This window comes from Streptomyces sp. Mut1 (genome assembly GCF_030719295.1).
GTDB lineage: Bacteria > Actinomycetota > Actinomycetes > Streptomycetales > Streptomycetaceae > Streptomyces > Streptomyces castrisilvae.
Genome location: NZ_CP120997.1, coordinates 5,135,456 through 5,153,431 on the forward strand (window position 1 = coordinate 5,135,456; position 17,976 = coordinate 5,153,431).

Annotated in this window: 17 protein-coding genes; 8 read left to right on the plus strand and 9 right to left on the minus strand. The window is 72.4% G+C overall.

The genetic code is table 11. The features are described from left to right. Window positions 1-13: 13 nt before the first annotated feature. The gene (locus tag P8A18_RS22475; protein ID WP_306057040.1) at window positions 14-1,690 is read right to left on the minus strand and encodes a fumarate hydratase; all 1,677 of its coding nucleotides are present in this window, start codon (window positions 1,688-1,690) and stop codon (window positions 14-16) included. 172 nt (window positions 1,691-1,862) lie between these two features. Between P8A18_RS22475 and P8A18_RS22480 the strand changes: the two genes are divergently transcribed. Both P8A18_RS22480 and P8A18_RS22485 read left to right on the plus strand, forming a co-directional pair. Beyond that, the gene (locus tag P8A18_RS22480; protein ID WP_306057042.1) at window positions 1,863-2,531 is read left to right on the plus strand and encodes a DUF1707 SHOCT-like domain-containing protein; all 669 of its coding nucleotides are present in this window, start codon (window positions 1,863-1,865) and stop codon (window positions 2,529-2,531) included. A 156-nt stretch (window positions 2,532-2,687) separates the two neighbouring features. Further along, window positions 2,688-3,053, plus strand: a complete 366-nt coding sequence (locus tag P8A18_RS22485) for a WhiB family transcriptional regulator (RefSeq protein ID WP_306057043.1) — start codon at window positions 2,688-2,690, stop codon at window positions 3,051-3,053. A 114-nt stretch (window positions 3,054-3,167) separates the two neighbouring features. On the opposite strand, the gene glpX is transcribed toward P8A18_RS22485, so the two are convergent. Continuing rightward, window positions 3,168-4,199 (minus strand): class II fructose-bisphosphatase, encoded by a 1,032-nt coding sequence (gene glpX, locus P8A18_RS22490; RefSeq protein ID WP_306057045.1) that lies wholly within the window; start codon window positions 4,197-4,199, stop codon window positions 3,168-3,170. Window positions 4,200-4,341: 142 nt separating this feature from the next. Between glpX and P8A18_RS22495 the strand changes: the two genes are divergently transcribed. Then, window positions 4,342-4,860, plus strand: a complete 519-nt coding sequence (locus P8A18_RS22495; RefSeq protein ID WP_306057046.1) for a DUF4245 domain-containing protein — start codon at window positions 4,342-4,344, stop codon at window positions 4,858-4,860. A gap of 54 nt (window positions 4,861-4,914) precedes the next feature. Here P8A18_RS22495 and P8A18_RS22500 read toward each other — a convergent pair whose 3' ends face one another. Beyond that, on the minus strand, window positions 4,915-6,663 hold the full coding sequence (locus tag P8A18_RS22500) for an ABC transporter ATP-binding protein (RefSeq protein ID WP_306057048.1): 1,749 nt from the start codon (window positions 6,661-6,663) through the stop codon (window positions 4,915-4,917). A gap of 73 nt (window positions 6,664-6,736) precedes the next feature. Beyond that, window positions 6,737-8,545: an ABC transporter ATP-binding protein gene (locus P8A18_RS22505; protein ID WP_371933703.1), complete on the minus strand. Its 1,809-nt coding sequence runs from the start codon at window positions 8,543-8,545 to the stop codon at window positions 6,737-6,739. Between the two features lie 76 nt (window positions 8,546-8,621). On the opposite strand from P8A18_RS22505, the gene P8A18_RS22510 reads away from it, so the two are divergent. After that, complete coding sequence (locus P8A18_RS22510; RefSeq protein WP_306057052.1) at window positions 8,622-9,266, plus strand: TetR/AcrR family transcriptional regulator C-terminal domain-containing protein; 645 nt, start codon at window positions 8,622-8,624, stop codon at window positions 9,264-9,266. Between the two features lie 107 nt (window positions 9,267-9,373). Here P8A18_RS22510 and P8A18_RS22515 read toward each other — a convergent pair whose 3' ends face one another. From P8A18_RS22515 to P8A18_RS22530, 4 genes are all read right to left on the minus strand, one after another. Next, the gene (locus P8A18_RS22515) at window positions 9,374-9,964 is read right to left on the minus strand and encodes a malonic semialdehyde reductase (protein ID WP_306057054.1); all 591 of its coding nucleotides are present in this window, start codon (window positions 9,962-9,964) and stop codon (window positions 9,374-9,376) included. 329 nt (window positions 9,965-10,293) lie between these two features. Further along, entirely contained in the window at window positions 10,294-10,578 is a 285-nt protein-coding gene (locus P8A18_RS22520; protein WP_306057056.1) for an exodeoxyribonuclease VII small subunit, read from the minus strand. 79 nt (window positions 10,579-10,657) lie between these two features. Continuing rightward, the gene (xseA, locus tag P8A18_RS22525) at window positions 10,658-11,869 is read right to left on the minus strand and encodes an exodeoxyribonuclease VII large subunit (RefSeq protein WP_306057058.1); all 1,212 of its coding nucleotides are present in this window, start codon (window positions 11,867-11,869) and stop codon (window positions 10,658-10,660) included. A gap of 51 nt (window positions 11,870-11,920) precedes the next feature. Continuing rightward, window positions 11,921-13,315 carry an APC family permease gene (locus P8A18_RS22530; protein WP_306057059.1) on the minus strand — a complete coding sequence of 465 codons (1,395 nt, stop codon included), beginning with the start codon at window positions 13,313-13,315 and terminating at the stop codon, window positions 11,921-11,923. Between the two features lie 74 nt (window positions 13,316-13,389). Between P8A18_RS22530 and P8A18_RS22535 the strand changes: the two genes are divergently transcribed. After that, window positions 13,390-14,379 carry a 4-hydroxy-3-methylbut-2-enyl diphosphate reductase gene (locus P8A18_RS22535; protein ID WP_306057060.1) on the plus strand — a complete coding sequence of 330 codons (990 nt, stop codon included), beginning with the start codon at window positions 13,390-13,392 and terminating at the stop codon, window positions 14,377-14,379. Window positions 14,380-14,437: 58 nt separating this feature from the next. Further along, window positions 14,438-15,175, plus strand: coding sequence for a polyphosphate--glucose phosphotransferase (gene ppgK / locus P8A18_RS22540; protein WP_306057063.1), 738 nt, complete (start codon window positions 14,438-14,440; stop codon window positions 15,173-15,175). A 41-nt stretch (window positions 15,176-15,216) separates the two neighbouring features. On the opposite strand, the gene P8A18_RS22545 is transcribed toward ppgK, so the two are convergent. Continuing rightward, window positions 15,217-15,759 (minus strand): DUF6542 domain-containing protein, encoded by a 543-nt coding sequence (locus tag P8A18_RS22545; protein ID WP_306061071.1) that lies wholly within the window; start codon window positions 15,757-15,759, stop codon window positions 15,217-15,219. Window positions 15,760-16,012: 253 nt separating this feature from the next. Between P8A18_RS22545 and P8A18_RS22550 the strand changes: the two genes are divergently transcribed. Together P8A18_RS22550 and P8A18_RS22555 are read left to right on the plus strand one after the other, a co-directional pair. After that, window positions 16,013-16,888 (plus strand): helix-turn-helix domain-containing protein, encoded by an 876-nt coding sequence (locus P8A18_RS22550; RefSeq protein WP_306057064.1) that lies wholly within the window; start codon window positions 16,013-16,015, stop codon window positions 16,886-16,888. Window positions 16,889-17,052: 164 nt separating this feature from the next. Then, the gene (locus P8A18_RS22555; RefSeq protein ID WP_306057066.1) at window positions 17,053-17,919 is read left to right on the plus strand and encodes an ABC transporter ATP-binding protein; all 867 of its coding nucleotides are present in this window, start codon (window positions 17,053-17,055) and stop codon (window positions 17,917-17,919) included. Window positions 17,920-17,976: the final 57 nt, after the last annotated feature.

Genomic DNA, 17,976 nt, shown 5'->3' on the forward strand with positions numbered 1-17,976 from the left:
CCCGTGCGGGGGCTCAGCCCAGGCCGGGGCCCCGCACCGGGATGCTGGTGAACGTCGGGGCCGGGGCGGGCTCGGTGAAGAAGTCGTTGCCCTTGTCGTCCACGACGACGAACGCGGGGAAGTCCTCCACCTCGATCCGCCAGACCGCCTCCATGCCGAGCTCCTCGTACTCGACGACCTCGACCTTCTTGATGCAGTCCTGCGCGAGCCGGGCCGCCGGGCCGCCGATCGAGCCCAGGTAGAAGCCGCCGTGCGCGTCGCACGCGTCGGTGACCTGCTTGGAGCGGTTGCCCTTGGCGAGCATCACCTTGGAGCCGCCCGCCGCCTGGAACTGCGCGACATAGCTGTCCATGCGGCCGGCCGTGGTCGGGCCGAAGGAGCCGGAGGCGTAGCCCTCGGGGGTCTTCGCCGGGCCCGCGTAGTACACCGGGTGGTCCTTCAGGTACTGCGGCATCTCCTCGCCCGCGTCCAGGCGTTCCTTGATCTTGGCGTGGGCGATGTCGCGCGCCACGACCAGCGGCCCGGTCAGCGAGAGCCGGGTCTTGACCGGGTACTTGGTCAGCTCGGCGAGGATCTCGTCCATCGGCCGGTTCAGGTCGATGCGCACGACGTCGCCCTCGCTGTCGAGGTGCTCGTCGGTGGTGTCCGGCAGGAAGCGGGCCGGGTCCTTCTCCAGCTGCTCCAGGAAGACGCCGTCGGCGGTGATCTTCGCGGTGGCCTGGCGGTCCGCCGAGCAGGACACGGCGATGGCGACGGGCAGCGAGGCGCCGTGCCGGGGCAGGCGCACCACCCGCACGTCGTGGCAGAAGTACTTGCCGCCGAACTGCGCCCCGATGCCGATCTTCTGCGTCAGCTCGAAGACCTTCTCCTCCAGCTCCTTGTCCCGGAAGCCGTGCCCGGTGGGGGAGCCCTCGGCGGGCAGCTCGTCCAGGTAGTGCGCGGAGGCGTACTTCGCGGTCTTCAGCGCGAACTCGGCGGACGTACCGCCGACGACGATCGCCAGGTGGTACGGCGGGCAGGCCGCGGTCCCCAGCGAACGGATCTTCTCCTCCAGGAACTTCATCATGGAGGCCTCGTTGAGGACCGCCTTGGTCTCCTGGAACAGGAACGACTTGTTGGCCGAGCCGCCGCCCTTGGCCATGAAGAGGAACTTGTACGCGCCGCCGTCGGTCGCGTACAGCTCGATCTGGGCCGGGAGGTTGGAGCCGGTGTTCTTCTCCTCCCACATGTTCAGCGGGGCCATCTGCGAGTAGCGCAGGTTGAGCTTGGTGTACGCGTCGAAGATGCCGTGCGACAGGGCCTCCTCGTCACCGCCCCCGGTCAGCACGTTCTGCCCGCGCTTGCCCATGACGATGGCCGTACCGGTGTCCTGGCACATCGGCAGGACACCCGCGGCGGCGATGTTCGCGTTCTTCAGGAGGTCGAGCGCGACGAACTTGTCGTTGGACGAGGCCTCCGGGTCGTCCACGATCCGGCGCAGCTGCGCCAGGTGCGCGGGCCGCAGGTAGTGCGAGATGTCGTGCATGGCCTCGGCGGCCAGGGTGCGCAGCGCCTCCGGCTCGACCTTGAGGAACGTACGCCCGTCGGCCTCGAAGGTGGACACACCCTCGGCGGTGACCAGACGGTAGGGCGTGGTGTCCTCTCCCAGAGGGAGCAGATCGGAGTACGCAAACTCTGGCATTACGGCCATTCCTCACTCGGCAGACAGCGGCTGGCACCCTTGGACAGCGCACCCACCAGGGTAGGACCCGCCGGGGGCGGCGGGCTTGTGAGGTAGGGCTCACCCGGTCCCGGCGGGGTTGGCCGGGCGGCACACCGTCCGCCCTCTGTCGCGATCTATCGCGTTTCGGTAAGCTGGGGCGGTGGACCTCGACAAGCAGCCCCAGCAGCCCACCGCGCCGGCGGTAACCGAAGGCATCCGTGCTTCCGACGCGGACCGCGACCGGATCGCGGACATTCTGCGGGAAGCGATGGCCGAGGGCCGGCTGACCGCCGACGAGCACGCGGACCGGGTCGATTCCGTCTACCGCGCCAAGACGGTCGGCGAACTCGAACCGCTCGTACGGGACCTGCCGGCCGCCGGTGGTGCGCCCAGGCCCGCCTCCGGCACCCCGTACGCCTACGGTCCCGAGCCGGCCACCGGCCCCGCCGACAATCTGGTGGCGATCTTCAGCAGCTCGACCCGCAAGGGCCGTTGGCGGGTCGGCGGACGTACGAACGCCTTCTCGTTGTTCGGCAGTGTGGAAATCGATCTGACCGAGGCGCTTTTCGGCCAGCGTCTCACCGTGATCAACGCGACCTCCGTCTTCGGGAGCGTGGAGATCAGGGTGCCCGAGAACATCTCGCTGCGCGGCAGCGGTACGGGCATTTTCGGCAGTTTCGAAGTGCGCACGCTGGAATCGGCCGATCCCGAAGCGCCCGTGGTGGTCGTCAACGGATATTCCGTGTTCGGCAGCGTCGAGGCGAAGCCCAAGCGCGGCAAGTTCATCGCGGATCTCCAGGACCGGCTGCGTAAACACCTCGGCCACTGAAGGCGGTTCCCGCGGCGCGGTGTGCGGGTGCTTTTCCGGCCGCGAGGGAACTTTCGAAACACGCCGCAGGTGCCACTCAGTGCATAGGCGCGCGCACAGCGGGTAGGGACTGCTGCATCGTCTCTCGCTCGCGAAGCCGTCGTCAGGAGTGGACCCGTGCTGCAACTGCCGCATCAGCCCCTGCAGGTCGCCGCCGTCCCCCCGCAGCGGGCCCCCGCTCGGGAGGACCAGGCCGGCCCCTGGCATTCGGAGGCGGTGTGCCGCCGGGATGAAGCCGGGCTGTTCTTCGCCCCGTCGAAGGAGCCGACTGCCGCCCGCCTCTCGCGCGAGGAGTCCGCGAAGCGGGTCTGCGCGCGCTGTCCCGTGATGGTCGAGTGCCGCGAGCACGCCCTGATGCAGCCCGAGCCGTACGGCGTCTGGGGCGGCCTCACCGCCGCCGAGCGCCGTGTCGCGCTCGCCCGGCGCAGGCGGCGCGACGTGGAGCTGAAGACCTCGGGCGCGACCGACCGCATCGCGGGCTGACGGGGCCGCCGCCTTGGTCCCGTACCCACACATACGAAGAGGCGCCCCCACCGCACATGGGGGGCGCCTCTTCGGCCGGACGCGCGGGCGCGCCGGGGCGGTGCGGCCGCCGGGCTACTTCGCGCGGTCGAAGTCGATGGCGCTGTAGGCGCGCAGCTTCGACAGCCGGTGGGTGGAGCTGATCGTCCGGATGGTGCCCGACTTGGACCGCATGACGATGGACTCGGTGGTCGCCGTCTCCGCGCGGTAGCGCACCCCGCGCATCAGCTCGCCGTCCGTGATGCCGGTCGCCACGAAGAACACGTTGTCCCCGCTGACCAGATCGTCCGTGGACAGCACCCGGTCCAGGTCGTGCCCGGCGTCCAGGGCGCGCTGCCGCTCCGCCTCGTCCTTCGGCCAGAGCTTGCCCTGGATGACGCCGCCGAGGCACTTTATGGCGCAGGCCGAGATGATGCCCTCGGGGGTGCCGCCGATCCCCATGAGCAGGTCGACGCCGGTGCCCTCGCGCGCGGCCATGATCGATCCGGCCACGTCGCCGTCGGAGATGAACTTGATCCGGGCGCCGGTCTCCCGGATCTCCTTGACGATGCCGTCGTGGCGGGGCCGGTCCAGGACGACGACCGTGACGTCCTCGGGCGTGGAACTCTTCGCTTTCGCGACGCGCCGGATGTTCACCGAGACGGGCGCGTTGATGTCGACGAAGTCGGCGGCCTCGGGGCCGGTGACCAGTTTGTCCATGTAGAAGACGGCGGACGGGTCGAACATCGCGCCCCGGTCGGCGGCGGCCAGCACCGCGATGGCGTTGGGCATCCCCTTGGCGTTCAGCGTCGTGCCGTCGATCGGGTCGACGGCGATGTCCACCTCGGGCCCGGTGCCGTCGCCCACCCGCTCGCCGTTGAACAGCATGGGGGCTTCGTCCTTCTCGCCCTCGCCGATGACCACGATGCCGTTCATGGACACGGTGGAGACGAGGGTCCGCATGGCCTTCACGGCGGCGCCGTCGGCCCCGATCTTGTCCCCGCGGCCGACCCAGCGCCCGGCGGCCATGGCTGCGGCCTCGGTGACCCGGACGAGCTCCAGGGCGAGGTTGCGGTCGGGGGCCTCCGGGGAGACCTCCAGCTGGGACGGCAGATGATGCTCGGACATCGGAGCGCACCTTTCTGTACGACGACGACCGGATGAGGGTGATCTGACTCTATCGCCAGGACGATAAAATGAGCAGACCGGGTCACGTTTGAGCGGGGCGCCCCCGATTCGGTCCCGCGAGGGCTGATGCGACGATGGTCCCGTGGCAAGCAAGCGAGGCAAGCAGACAGTGCGGGACATGATCCTGTCGTTGATGGCGATCGCCGTCGTGGCAGGTGTCGTCTACATCTTCATTCCGCACGACGACAAGGCCGATCCGGTCAAGGCGGTCGACTACCGCGTCGAACTCCTGACCGCGCGGCGCGCCGCCCCGTACCCGGTGGCGGCCCCCAGCGGCCTGCCCGAGGGCTGGAAGCCCACCTCGGTCACCTACGACCAGGACGCGGGCAACAGCTGGCACCTCGGCTTCCTCGACCCGGACGGCAAGTACGTCGCGATCGAGCAGTCCACGTCCCCGGCGAAGCTGTACATCAGCCAGGTCAGCCAGAAGGCCGAGGACACCGGCCGCACGCAGGAGGTGGCGGGAGAGACCTGGCAGCGCTGGGAGGGCCCGAAGTACAACGCGCTGGTGCGCGAGGAGAAGGGCGCGACGACGGTCGTGACCGGCTCGGCCCCGGCGGAGCGGCTGGCGGAGATGGCGGCGGCGCTCAGGACGTCCTGAGCGCCGGGGACGCGCCGGGGCCGGTCGCGGAACGCCGCGACCGGCCCCTCGGGCTCACCTCACCGGCGGGAGAACGGGGTCCGGTGCCGGCCTTGCCGCCGAGGGGTCCGGGGTGAGCTCCCAGAACCCCGCGTAGCGGCCGCCGAGGCGCAGCAGTTCCTCGTGGCTGCCCTCCTCGACGATCCGGCCGCCGTCGACGAAGACGATGCGGTCGGCGCGCCGTACGGTGTGCAGCCGGTGGGCCACCGACACCACGGTCCGGCCCGCCACCAGGTGCTCGACGGCGGCGTGGACGGCCGACTCGCTGACGGGGTCCAGCGCGGACGTCACCTCGTCCAGCAGCACGATCGGGGCGTCCTTCAGCAGCGCCCTGGCGATGGAGACGCGCTGGCGCTCACCGCCCGACAGGCGGGCGCCGCCCTCACCCACGGGAGTGGCCCACCCCTCGGGCAGCCGCTCGATCACCTCGTCCAGCCGCGCCGCCCCGGCGGCGGCACGCACCTCGGCCTCCGTGGCCCCGGGCCGGCCCAGGCGCACGTTGTCCTCGATCGTGCCGTCGAAGAGGTAGACGTCCTGGAAGACGATGGCGAACTGTGCCATCAGCGTCTCGGTGCCGATCTCGCGCACGTCCACGCCACCGACGCGCACCGTGCCCGCGTCCACGTCGTAGAACCGGGCGAGCAGTTGCAGCAGGGTGCTCTTGCCCGCGCCCGACGGCCCCACGACCGCCAGCCACTGACCGTCGGCGAGGGACACCGACAGGCCGTCGAACACGGTGTGCTCGCCGTGCCGGAAGGTGACCGAATCGAACTCCACCCCGTGGCCGGCCGGTTCGACGGGATCGGCGGCCTGCGGCAGCGGCTCGGTGCGCAGCAGGACGTCCAGCCTGGCCAGTTCGCCCCGGGCCGCGCGCAGTTTGCCGCCCAGCTCGGCCAGCGACAGCAGCGGATCCGCACAGCGCGTCGCCAGCACCAGGACCGTCAGCAGCTCGGCCGCCCCGAGGTGTCCGCCGAGCGCGAGGTACGCCCCCAGACCCAGCACCGCGGTGAACAGCGCCTGCACGGTCAGCGTCAGGCCCACCGCGCCGGGCAGCGCGGCGAGCGCGGAGCGGCGTGAGGCCCGCTGGACCTGGCGCAGGGCGTCGTCCAGGAGCCCGAAGCGTTCGGCGGTCCGGCCGCCGGCGCGCAGGACCGGCTGCGCCCAGAGGTATTCGATGACCCGCCCGGTGGCCTCCCGGTCGCGGGTGGCGCGCTCCGCGTCCTCGGCGACCGTGCGGCGCCCGGCCAGGGTCTGGACCGCCGCCACGACGGGGACCCCGGCCAGGACGGCCAGCCCCAGCTGCCAGTTGAGCCCGAGGATCACGACGACGACCGTCAGCGGGGTGACGGCGGCGGAGACGAACGGTCCCAGCAGGTGCGCGATCACGCTCATGGCCCGCAGCACGCCCTGACCGGCCAGGACCGACACCTCGCCCACCCGGGCCGAGCTGTACCAGCCGAGCGGCAGCCGGGCCAGGTGGTCGCCGAGGCGGTGGTAGACGCCGCGCAGCAGCGAGGTGCCGACGCGGAACCCCGACATGTCGCTGAGGAAGCGCAGCACCGCACACGCGGCGACCGCCGCCCCGAACGCGCCCAGCCAGGGCCAGGCGTCCCCCGGCGTATCGCCGAGCAGGGCCCGGAGCACGGGCGCCAGCAGGGCGTAGGACAGGCCCTCGGCCACCGCGGTCACCGTCATCAGGGTGAGGGTGCGGCGCATCGGGCGGGCGTGCTGATGGCCCAGCACGCGCAGCAGCAGGGTGATCATCGAAGGTCGTCCTCTCGCTGTTCGGAGCGGGTGCGCGGACCCGTCCCCGTCGGACCGGCCGGGCCGTGCGCGGTCACAGCCGCTCGCCCTCTCCCGCGGGGACCGCCGGCTGCCGGGTACGCCACAGGGCGGCGAACCTCCCGCCCTCGGCGAGCAGTTCGCCGGGCGGCCCGTACTCGGCGATCACTCCGTCCTCCAGGACCGCGACGGCGTCGGCGCCGGTCACGGTCTCCAGGCGGTGCGCGATGACCAGGAAGGTCCTGGTGCCGTCCCGCAGCGTGTCCAGGGCGCGCCGCACGGCCTGCTCGGTGAGCGGGTCGGCGAAGGACGTCGCCTCGTCGAGCACCAGGACGGGAGTGTCGGCCAGCAGGGCGCGGGCGAGCGCGACCCGTTGGGCCTCGCCGCCCGACAGCCGGGCCTCCTCGCCGATCACCGTGTCGTAGCCGTGCGGGAGTTCGAGGACCCGGTCGTGGATGTTGGCCAGGCGGGCGGCCCGTTCCACGTCGCCCGCGGTGGCGTCGGGCGCCGCCAGCGCGATGTTGTCCCTGACCGAGGCGTTCAGCAGCCGGACGTCCTGGAAGACGAAGGAGACCTGCCGGTACAGCTCACGGCCGGCCAGTTCGCGCAGGTCGACGCCGCCCAGGCGGACCGAGCCGGCCGTCGGGTCGATGAACCGGGGCAGCAGCTGGACCAGCGTGGACTTGCCGCTCCCGGAGGGTCCGACGAGCACGGTGACCGTCCCCGGTTCCAGTACGAGGTCGACCCCGCGCAGGACCTCGTGGTCCGGTTCGTAGCCGAAGCGGACCTCGCGCAGCTCCACCCGGTGGCCGTGCGGCGCGACCGGGTGCGCGGGCTCCGGCAGCGGCGGTACGGCGAGCACGTCGCGGATGCGGCCGACCGCGCGGCGAGCGGCCTGCAGTTCGTCGAAGCCGTGGCCGAGCGCCGCCACCGGGGCGGTCAGCCCGAGCCCCAGCAGCAGGAACGGCAGCAGGTCGGCCGGGGCCAGCGTCCCGCCGGTGATCAGTGCGGCGCCGCCGATGAGCACGGTCAGGAGCACGAAGGGCGGCGCGAGGACCAGCTGCATGCTCGCGGCGATCGGGGCCATCCCCCGTACCCAGCGGCTGAAGGTGGCGACGAACGCGTCGGCGGCCGAGCGGAACTCGCGGTGCGCGCGTTCACCCCCGCCGAAGGCCTTGACCACCGCGATGCCCTGGACGAACTCCACGACGGAGTCGGCGATCCGCGCCATCGCCGCGTCGAATTCGGCCTGTTCGCGCAGCCGGGCCGGGGTCATCATCAGCGGGACCAGCGCCACCGCCGCGACCACCGGGATCAGGGTGATCAGCGTCAGCCGCCAGTCGATGGTGAACAGGTACACCAGCGAGGCCAGCGGCACGACGAAGGCGGAGGCCAGCTCCCCGGGGGTGTGGGCGATGAACGGGTGCACCGCGCCGACGTCGTCGCCCACCAGCTTCGCCAGCTCACCGCGTCGGCGGCCGGAGAGCCAGCTGATCGGCACCCGCCCCAGCCGCGCGGCCAGTTCCCGGCGCAGTGTCAGCTGCACCCGGCCGTCCAGCAGATGGGCGCCGCCCGCCGCGGCGGCCGTGCACAGCAGCTTGACGAACAGTCCGGCCGCACCCGCGATCACGACGAGACGGACATGGCCGTGGTCGGCCGGACCCGGCGCGAGCAGGGTGCGCCCCAGCTCGACGACCGCGAGCAGCGGTGCCAGCCCCGCCAGGGCGCCGACGACCTGGAGGACGACCACGGCCGCGAAGCCCCCCGCGTACGGCCGCAGAAACGCTGTCGTGCTCCGCCCCCGCGGGGGTTCCTCCTGCGCATGAGCGGCATCCGCCGACTGATTCTTACGTTGTAAGGCCATGTGGTGACGGTATATTTACGTTGTAAGAATCGTCAATCCGGTCGAGGGGTCGTCCGGTACCGGAAGGGGAGGCGCCATGGCGGCCAGAAGGGCTCGCGGGCAGCGTGCCGGGCTCACTCGCCGGGCCGTCCTGGAGGCGGCCCTGCGGCTTGTCGACCGGGAAGGGATGAAGGCGCTGTCGATGCGGCGGCTCGGTGACGAGCTGGGGGTGGAGGCGATGACCGTCTACCACCACGTGCCGAACAGGAGCGCGCTCCTGGACGGGATGGTCGAGCAGGTCGTCGCCGAGGCCGTGCCGCCCGCATTCGGCGCCGCCACCTGGCGGGCGGACCTGGACGCCTACGCCCACGCGCTGGCCGCCGCGCTCGGCGCCCATCCGAACGCCGTGCCGCTCCTGCTGTCCCGGGCCGCCATGACCCCCCACAACCTGGGGATGATCGAGGCCGTGGTGGGGATGCTGTACGAGGCGGGCTTCCGGCTGCCGAGGACCCTGGACATCATCTACTCGCTGACCAGCTTCGTCGTCGGGCACGCCGCCGCGCAGGTGGGCCACATCGACGGGGCCGGCAGTCTGGCCTCGTTCGACGCGGAGTCGTATCCGCTGATGGTCCGCGCCGCCCGGGAGGCGGGCGGGGACACGGCCGACGCCCGCTTCGACTTCGCGCTCGACGCGCTGCTGTCCGGATTCGAGAGGGAGCTCGCGGACACGCGGGCGTCGTGACACGGGTGTGCGCGGGGCCCCGCGCACATGAGTACGGGGAGGGTCCCGGAGCGTGCTTGCTCCGGGGCCCTCCCCGTACCGTCGTCCGCCCCCGTGGGCGGCGGAACTCAGACGGTCTTGACGACCTCGTCGTACGCGAGACGCGGCAGGCGCGGGAACCAGGCGTCCTCGCCCGGCTTGCCGATGTTGACGACCATCAGGAGCTTGTGGTCGCCGTCCAGGAACTCCTTCTCGATGCCCGCGGCGTCGAAACCGGTCATCGGGCCGGCGGCCAGGCCGGCGGCGCGGACGCCGATGATGAAGTAGGCGGCCTGGAGGGCGGCGTTCAGCGAGGCGGCCGACTCACGGACCGGGCGCTCCGAGAAGAACATCTCCTTGGCCTGCGGGAAGTGCGGCAGCAGGCCCGGCAGCTCCTCGTGGAACTCGTTGTCGGCGGCCAGGATCGCGACCAGCGGGGCGGTCGAGGTCTTGGGCTGGTTGCCCTCGGCCATGTGCGTCACGAGGCGGGCGCGGGCCTCGTCCGAGCGGACCAGCACGACGCGCAGCGGCGACTGGTTGAAGGCGGTCGGGCCGTACTTGACCAGGTCGTAGATGGCCTGGACCTGCTCCTCGGTCACCGGCTCGTCGGTGAACGTGTTGGCGGTGCGGGCCTCGCGGAAGAGGAGGTCCTGGGCAGCGGGGTCAAGAACGAGGGACATCGGGTATTACCTTCCGGACGTACGCGGGGGGATCGGGTCACGACCACGGGGGATCGAGCGACGACGATCACCGTACGGCGAAAGTGCATTAATGTTCAACTAAATCGGAAGTGGGGAGACTCACCCCGTCCAGCCGGAATAAGGCCCGCCACGCCGTGCGGGCCGCCGCGCCGGCCCCACCCGAACCGGCCGCCGTGGAGCCCGTGCCCCGCCTGACTGCGCCTCACCAGGCGTCGCCCCCGCCGCGCCCCGCCGCGCGGGCCGTCGAGCCGGGCCCCCCCGAACCGGCCGCCGTAGAGTCCCCGCCCCGCCGGGCCCCGTGCCGGGCCTCAGCCCGCGTCGGCCGCCGTCGAGCCGCCGGGCCTGCTGTCGCCTTCGCCGCCCTCGCCGCCGGCCGGGCCCGCCAGGGCCGCGTCCAGCCGGGCGCGGGCGCCCTCCAGCCAGTGCCGGCAGACCTTCGCCAGCTCCTCGCCGCGCTCCCAGAGCGCGAGGGAGTCCTCCAGCGAGGTCCCGCCCGCCTCCAGCCGGCGCACCACCTCGATCAGCTCGTCGCGCGCCTGCTCGTAACCGAGTGTGCCCGTCGCGGCGGCGCTCGCCGTCCCGTCGTCCGTCATGTGATTCACCCTATGCGTCGGCATGTGTCGGCTTCAGCCGGCCGGTGTCGGCCGGTACGTCGGTCGGTCCCGGGGGCTCTCACTCGGCGACCCGCACCGCGAACTCGCCCCCCGACACCCGCGCCCGCAGCGTCTCCCCGGCCGCGCCCGCGTCCCCGGGGTCCCGGACCACGTGCCCGTCGGCGCGCTGGAGCACCGCGTAGCCGCGCTCCAGGGTCGCGGCGGGCGACAGCGCGAGGACCCGGGCGCGGGTGTGGGCCAGCTCCGAGTCCGCCCGGTCCAGCAGATGGCCCAGCACCCGGCGGGAACGCCCGGCCAGCGCGTCGACCTCCGCCGCGCGCTCGTCCACCATCCGCCGCGGATGCTCCATGCAGGGCCGCCCCAGCGCGTGGGCCAGGCCCCGCTCCTCCCGGTCGAGCAGCCCCCGTACCGTCCGCAGCGCCCGGTCCCGCAGCTGCCGCACCCGGTCCAGCTCCTCGCCCACGTCGGGCACGATCTTCTTCGCCGCGTCCGTGGGCGTGGACGCCCGTACGTCCGCGACCAGGTCCAGCAGCGGGGAGTCCGGCTCGTGCCCGATCGCCGAGACCACCGGCGTACGGCAGGCCGCGACCGTACGGATCAGCTCCTCGTCCGAGAACGGCAGCAGGTCCTCGACGCTGCCGCCGCCCCGCGCCACGACGATGACGTCGACCTCCGGGATGCCGTCCAGCTCCTTGACGGCCCCCACCACCTGGTTGACCGCGTGCACCCCCTGCACGGCCGTGTTGCGGACCTCGAAGCGGACGGCGGGCCACCGGCGGCGGGCGTTCTCCAGCACATCGCGCTCGGCCGCCGACGCCCGGCCACAGACCAGGCCGATCAGCTGGGGCAGGAAGGGCAGCGGCCGCTTGCGGTCGAGGGCGAACAGGCCCTCGGCGGCCAGCGACTTCTTCAGCTGCTCCAGCCGCACCAGCAGCTCGCCGATGCCGACCGGCCGTATCTCCGTCGCCCGCAGCGACAGCTGCCCCCGGGGCGCGTACCACTCGGGCTTGGCGAGGACGACGACCCGCGCCCCCTCCGACACCACATCGGCGATCCGGTCGAAGACCTGCCGGAAGCACGTCACGCTCACCGAGATGTCGTGCGACGGGTCGCGCAGCGTCAGGAACACCACACCGGCCCCCGGCCGCCGGGACAGCTGGGTGATCTGGCCCTCGACCCAGACCGCGCCGAGCCGGTCGATCCAGCCGCCGATCAGCCGCGACACGTCACCGACGGGCAGCGGGGCTTCCGGAGAAGTGTTCAGAGCCATGCGAGCGAGCGTAACGGCCGGGACCGACAACGCACCGACGCCGGACAGGCCCTAGACAGCCTCCCGCCGCCTTCCCCGCTGCGCGAGGAGCACCACGAGCCCCACCACGAACCAGCAGGCGCCCACCACCTGGGCGCTCCCGGTCGCCTCCACGATCACCGCGATCAGCACCCCCGCGCCGATCACCGGCACCAGCACGTGCCGCCACCGGCTCGGCGGCCCCTCCATCCGCCGCACCACGAACCAGCCGACCACCGACGCGTGCAACAGGACGAACGCCGTCAGCGCCCCGACGTCCACGACCGAGACCAGATGGTCGAGGCCGTCGTCCCGCCGGGCCGCCCACACCGCCGCCACCAGCGTCACGACGGCGGCGATCAGGATCGCGATCCGGGGCACGCCGGAGCGCGGATCGACCCGGGACAGCAGCGCCGGCAGCCTGCGCTCACGGGCCATCGCGAACAGCAGCCGCCCCGCCGCCGCCTGCCCCGCCAGCGCCGCGAACGCCGCCCCGATCGCCTTGCTCACGGCCACCAGATCGTGCAGCCAGGTGCCGACCGCGGAGTCCACCGTGTCGTAGAAGGCCGAGCCCTGGGCCACCGGATCGGCGGCCAGCTCCGCCGAGGTCATCGGCTCCAGCAGGGCGGCCAGATACGCCTGCGCCACGAACAGCGTGCCCGCGAGCACCAGGCAGAACAGCAGCGCCCGCGCCACCTTCGCCGAACCGCCCGTCACCTCCTCCGCGAACGTCGCGATGGCGTCGAAACCGAGGTACGAGAGGACCGCCACGGACACCGCGCCCAGCACCGCCGTCGTGGAGAAGGCGGAGTCGCCGGTGAGCGGCGTCAGCCAGCCGCGCTGCGCCCCGTCCCGGACCAGCACCACCACGGCGGACACCAGGAACACCAGCAGCACCACGATCTCCATCGCCAGCACCGCGAAACCGACCCGGGCCGCCGCCCGTACGCCCCACAGGTTGAGCAGCGTCGTCAGGACCACCGCGAGCGCCGTCCACACCCACCGGGAGACCCCGGGCACCAGTGAGTTCATCGCGATCCCGGAGAAGAGGTAGGCCACGGCCGGGATCAGCAGGTAGTCCAGCATCGCCATCCACCCGGCGATGAACCCCGGCCCCTCGCCGAGCCCCTTGCGGGCGTACGCGAACACCGAACCGGCCAGCGGGGCGACCCGCACCATCTGCGCGTAACTGAAGGCGGTGAAGGCCATCACGACGGTCGCCACCACATACACCAGCGCGACCGCGCCGTCCGACTTCGCGTCGAGCGTCCCGAACACGCCGACGGGGGCCATCGGGGCGATGAAGAGCAGCCCGTAGACCACCAGGTCCCGGAACCCCAGCGTCCGCCGCAGCCGCGCCTGCTCCGTGGAGCCGCCGCCGTCCGCGCCGCCCGCACCACTGCCGGAATCCGTACCGCTGCCGGCCATGAGCCCTCCGTAGTCGGTGTCGAGATCAGTCTCCCGACCCACCGCGCCCCGCGCCCGTCCGGTACGGCCTTACGATGGGACGCATGACTGCTACGACCTCCCGACGCGTCCTCCTCGCCGCTCCCCGTGGCTACTGCGCGGGCGTGGACCGTGCCGTGATCGCCGTGGAGAAGGCCCTGGAGCAGTACGGCTCCCCGGTCTACGTGCGCCACGAGATCGTCCACAACAAGTACGTCGTGCAGACCCTGGAGAAGAAGGGCGCGATCTTCGTCGAGGAGACGGCGGAGGTCCCCGAGGGCTCGATCGTGATGTTCTCCGCGCACGGCGTCGCCCCGACCGTGCACCAGGAGGCGGCCGAGCGGAAGCTCGCCACCATCGACGCGACCTGCCCGCTGGTCACCAAGGTCCACAAGGAGGCCGTCCGCTTCGCGCAGGACGACTTCGACATCCTTTTGATCGGCCACGAGGGCCACGAGGAGGTCATCGGCACCTCCGGCGAGGCCCCCGAGCACATCACCCTGGTCGACGGCCCCGACGACGTCTCGAACGTCGAGGTCCGCGACCCGTCGAAGGTCGTCTGGCTCTCCCAGACCACCCTCTCGGTGGACGAGACGATGGAGACGGTCGGCGCGCTCAAGGAGAAGTTTCCGCTGCTGATCTCGCCCCCGAGCGACGACATCTGCTACGCCACGCAGAATCGCCAGATCGCGGTGAAGCAGATGGGCGCGGACGCCGACCTGGTGATCGTCGTCGGCTCGAAGAACTCGTCGAACTCCGTCCGCCTGGTCGAGGTCGCCCTCGGCGCGGGCGCGGGCGCCTCCCACCTGGTCGACGGCGCCGACGAGATCGACGAGGCCTGGCTCGACGGCGTCTCCACGGTCGGCGTCACCTCCGGCGCCTCCGTGCCCGAGGTGCTGGTCGACGGCGTGCTGGCGTGGCTGGCCGAGCGGGGTTTCGAGGACGTCGAGATCGTGAAGGCGGCCGAGGAGTCGATCGTCTTCTCGCTCCCGAAGGAGCTGCGCCGCGACCTGCGCGCGGAGGCGGCGGCCCTGAAGGGCGAGTAGCCCCCCGCGTCGGCCGTTCCGGAAGTGGGCGCGGCCGGGTACCCGTACCGTGGATCACATGGAGATCTTCGGCGTGGACATCGGCGGATCCGGGATCAAGGGCGCTCCCGTGGACCTGGACCGCGGAGACCTGGCGCGGGAGCGCCACAAGGTACTGACACCGGACCCGGCCACACCCGGTGACGTGGCCGGGTGCGTGGCCGAGGTCGTCGGCCACTTCGACTGGAAGGGCCCGGTCGGCATCACCTTCCCGGGCGTGGTCACCGGCGGCCTGACCCGTACCGCGGCCAATGTCGACAAGGGCTGGATCGACCTGGACGCCCGCACCCTCCTCGGCGACAAGCTGGGCCTGCCCGTCACCGTGCTGAACGACGCGGACGCGGCGGGCGTCGCCGAGATGACGTTCGGCGCGGGCCGGGGCCGCAAGGGCACGGTGATCGTGCTGACCTTCGGTACGGGCATCGGCAGCGCGCTCTTCATCGACGGCCGGCTCGTACCCAACACCGAGCTGGGCCACCTGGAGCTGCACGGCCACGACGCCGAGAAGCGCGCCTCCACGAAGGCCAAGGAGGACGAGGACCTGGGCTGGCAGCACTGGGCGCGCCGGGTGCAGAAGTATCTGGCCCACGTGGAGATGCTGTTCTCGCCCGAGCTGTTCATCGTCGGCGGCGGGATCAGCCGCAAGGCCGACAAGTTCCTGCCGCTGATCGAGGACGTACGGGCCGAGATGGTGCCGGCGGAGCTTCAGAACAACGCGGGCATCGTGGGCGCGGCGATGGCGGCGGCCGGCAGCTGAGCCGGCGGACGGGCGGGGCGTACGGTCCGGTGGCCGTGCGCTCAGCGCTGGGACGGGCGGCGGGGGGCGCGCCCGGCCGGGCGCGGAGCCGGTGCCGGTGAAGGGGACTGCGCGGCGGGCCGGGCGGTCTGCGCGGCCAGCAGCATCCGCCGCTGCCGGGCCCGCATCAGCCGCACCTTGCGTACGGTCGCGATGAGGCCGGCGACGAGGGTGCCCCCGTACAGCCAGCCGGCGTGGACCGCGAGGGCGGTGACGACGGCCATGGTCCGGCCGCCGAGGCCGCCGGTGCCACCCGAGATGGGGATGATCCCGACCGCGAAGGCGATGGGCACGCCGATCGGCGCCGTCACCAGGTCGGCCGGCCGCACCCAGAACGCGGTCAGGGCGCTGACCGGCAGGAAGAGCACACCGAACACCGCCGCCGACCCGTCGAACAGCAGCTGGTCCAGGCAGCCGAGCAGGAACATGACGGCGGCCGCGAACAGTCCGGCGCCGATGCCGGTGAGCCGGGGATTGGGCAGCCGGCGCAGGGCGGTCACGGCGGGGGACACCGCCCGGCCGTCGCGCCCGGCGGGCGCGCTCATCACCCGGTAGCCGAGGGTGCCCGTACCGCCGGCCTTCCTGGCCCCCCTCGCCGCCCCGATCGGGGACAGCTGGGCCTGCCGGGTCTGCCTGCGCTGCGGGGGACGTGTCCTGTGCTGCTCCACCGGGACAACGTAGGTCGCCGGGAGGGCGGAACCAGGTGCGGGACACGCGCTTTGGCCGACCTTGGCGATGAGTTCGATGCCACACGGCGCAACGGGAACCGGATCGGGGCGGCCGCTTAGACTCGTGAGCATGACCGGATCGTCCCGTGGTGAGGTGAACCCCGGGATGTGGCGACGCGAGGCGGGCACGGTGATGCGGCGGGCCGGGACACTCCCGGAGCAGCCGGCGGCCTCCGGTGCCGTCGTCGCGGAGTTCCGGATCGTCCCCGCCCCCACGGAGTGGGCCTCGCACTCCCATCGTCTGCACGAGCTGGTCTGGGTGCGCGGGGGGACGCTGACCTCCCGCGTGGGGGACCGCGTCTTCACCGTGTTCGAGGGGCAGGGGCTGTGGATGCCCGCCGGAGTGGTGCACGCGGGCCGGGCGACGGAGGGCGCGCGGTTCCACGACGCCTTCTTCACCCCCGACCGCACGCCGTTCGCGTTCGCGGAGCCGCAGGCGATCGCGATGACGCCGCTGCTCGTATCGCTGCTGGCCCATCTGTCGCGCACGGACCTCGACGAGGCGGCCCGGCTGCGGGCGGAGGCCGTCGTGTTCGACGTGATCCGGCCCTCGGAGCACCAGCTCGCGTTGCAGCTGCCCGGCGACCCCCGGATCGACGCCGTCGCCGAAGCCCTGCTGAACGATCCCGCCGACTGCCGCTCCCTGGAGGAGTGGGCGCGGTGGCTGGGGAGCAGCGAGCGTACGGTCACCCGCGCGTTCCGCCGGACGACGGGCCTCTCCTTCGCGCAGTGGCGGCAGATGCTGCGCGTGCACCGGGCGCTGATGCTCCTCTCCGACGGCTTCGATGTGATGTCGGTCTCCGAGCGCCTCGGCTACGCGCAGCCCAGCTCCTTCATCGCCGCCTTCAGGCGCGTCATGGGAACGACGCCGGGCGCGTTCTTCGGCGCCGCCGACGCGGCGTCCGGGGATGTCCGGAATCCCGTATCGGGTGGCGAGAACGCCTGATTGTCGGCATGACAAGTGGAATATACTCTTCTCGAAGTTAGGTAACCCTTAGTTGTTGCTCGCCGCGCACCGTGCTGCCCGCGTGCGGGAAAGCGTGCGGCCCGGCCGGTGAAGGCCGGGCGGGGTGCCGCGGTCAGCGCCCCTCCGATCACCCGGACCTCATCATGTTCACAAGCCTTTTCCGGCGTACCGGAAGACTCCCGGCCGGCCCCGCCGCCGCCCGGTCGGCCTCGCTCGACGGGCGCGACCTGGTGCTGCGCTACGGCGGCGAACCGGTCGTCCACGGTGTCTCCGTCGCCCTGGAACCGGGCCGGGTGACCGCCCTGGTGGGGCCGAACGGCAGCGGGAAGTCCACGCTGCTGCGGGCCCTGTCCCGGCTGCACCAGGTGGACGGCGGCCGGGTGACGCTCGGCGCCCCGGAAGGGGCGGCCGAGCGCGACGCGGCCCTGCTCAGCCCCCGCGAGTTCGCCCGCGAGGTCACCCTGTTCTCCCAGTCCAGGCCCGCACCCCAGGGGCTGACGGTCGCGGAGGTCGTGGCGTTCGGCCGCCACCCCTACCGGCGCGGTTTCGCCGGACCGACCGCCGAGGACACCGCCGCCGTCGACCGCGCCATGGGCGTCACCGGAGTACGGGACATGGCGGGCCGGCTGGTCGGGGAACTCTCCGGCGGGGAGATGCAGCGCGTCTGGCTCGCGGCCTGCCTCGCCCAGGACACCGGCGTCGTACTGCTGGACGAGCCGACCAACCACCTGGACCTGCGATACCAGTTCGAGACGCTCGACCTGGTGCGGGACCTCGTGGAGAAACACGGCATCGCGGTCGGGATCGTGCTGCACGACCTCGACCAGGCGTCCCGGATCGCGGACACGCTGGTCCTCATGCGCGCCGGCCGGGTGCACGCGGCCGGCGCACCCGTCGACGTACTCACCGCCGAGAACATCGGCGAGGTCTACGACATCCGGGTCGAAGCCGGCGTCGACCCGCGCACCGGCCGGCTGCGCATCGACCCACTCGGGCGCCACCTCTCCTGAAGAGGACGGCCCCCTTTCCGGAGCGGCCCGCCCGCCGCTCCGCCGAACCATCCCAGT

Coding starts and splice junctions, on each gene's coding strand:
- P8A18_RS22475 (WP_306057040.1), bottom strand. CDS start 1,690: ATGGCCGTAATGCCAGAGTTTGCGTACTCCGATCTGCTCCCTCTGGGA.
- glpX (WP_306057045.1), bottom strand. CDS start 4,199: ATGTCCGAGCATCATCTGCCGTCCCAGCTGGAGGTCTCCCCGGAGGCC.
- P8A18_RS22500 (WP_306057048.1), bottom strand. CDS start 6,663: ATGATCACCCTGCTGCTGCGCGTGCTGGGCCATCAGCACGCCCGCCCG.
- P8A18_RS22505 (WP_371933703.1), bottom strand. CDS start 8,545: ATGGCCTTACAACGTAAGAATCAGTCGGCGGATGCCGCTCATGCGCAG.
- P8A18_RS22510 (WP_306057052.1), top strand. CDS start 8,622: ATGGCGGCCAGAAGGGCTCGCGGGCAGCGTGCCGGGCTCACTCGCCGG.
- P8A18_RS22515 (WP_306057054.1), bottom strand. CDS start 9,964: ATGTCCCTCGTTCTTGACCCCGCTGCCCAGGACCTCCTCTTCCGCGAG.
- P8A18_RS22520 (WP_306057056.1), bottom strand. CDS start 10,578: ATGACGGACGACGGGACGGCGAGCGCCGCCGCGACGGGCACACTCGGT.
- xseA (WP_306057058.1), bottom strand. CDS start 11,869: ATGGCTCTGAACACTTCTCCGGAAGCCCCGCTGCCCGTCGGTGACGTG.
- P8A18_RS22530 (WP_306057059.1), bottom strand. CDS start 13,315: ATGGCCGGCAGCGGTACGGATTCCGGCAGTGGTGCGGGCGGCGCGGAC.
- P8A18_RS22535 (WP_306057060.1), top strand. CDS start 13,390: ATGGGACGCATGACTGCTACGACCTCCCGACGCGTCCTCCTCGCCGCT.
- ppgK (WP_306057063.1), top strand. CDS start 14,438: ATGGAGATCTTCGGCGTGGACATCGGCGGATCCGGGATCAAGGGCGCT.
- P8A18_RS22545 (WP_306061071.1), bottom strand. CDS start 15,759: ATGAGCGCGCCCGCCGGGCGCGACGGCCGGGCGGTGTCCCCCGCCGTG.
- P8A18_RS22550 (WP_306057064.1), top strand. CDS start 16,013: ATGACCGGATCGTCCCGTGGTGAGGTGAACCCCGGGATGTGGCGACGC.
- P8A18_RS22555 (WP_306057066.1), top strand. CDS start 17,053: ATGTTCACAAGCCTTTTCCGGCGTACCGGAAGACTCCCGGCCGGCCCC.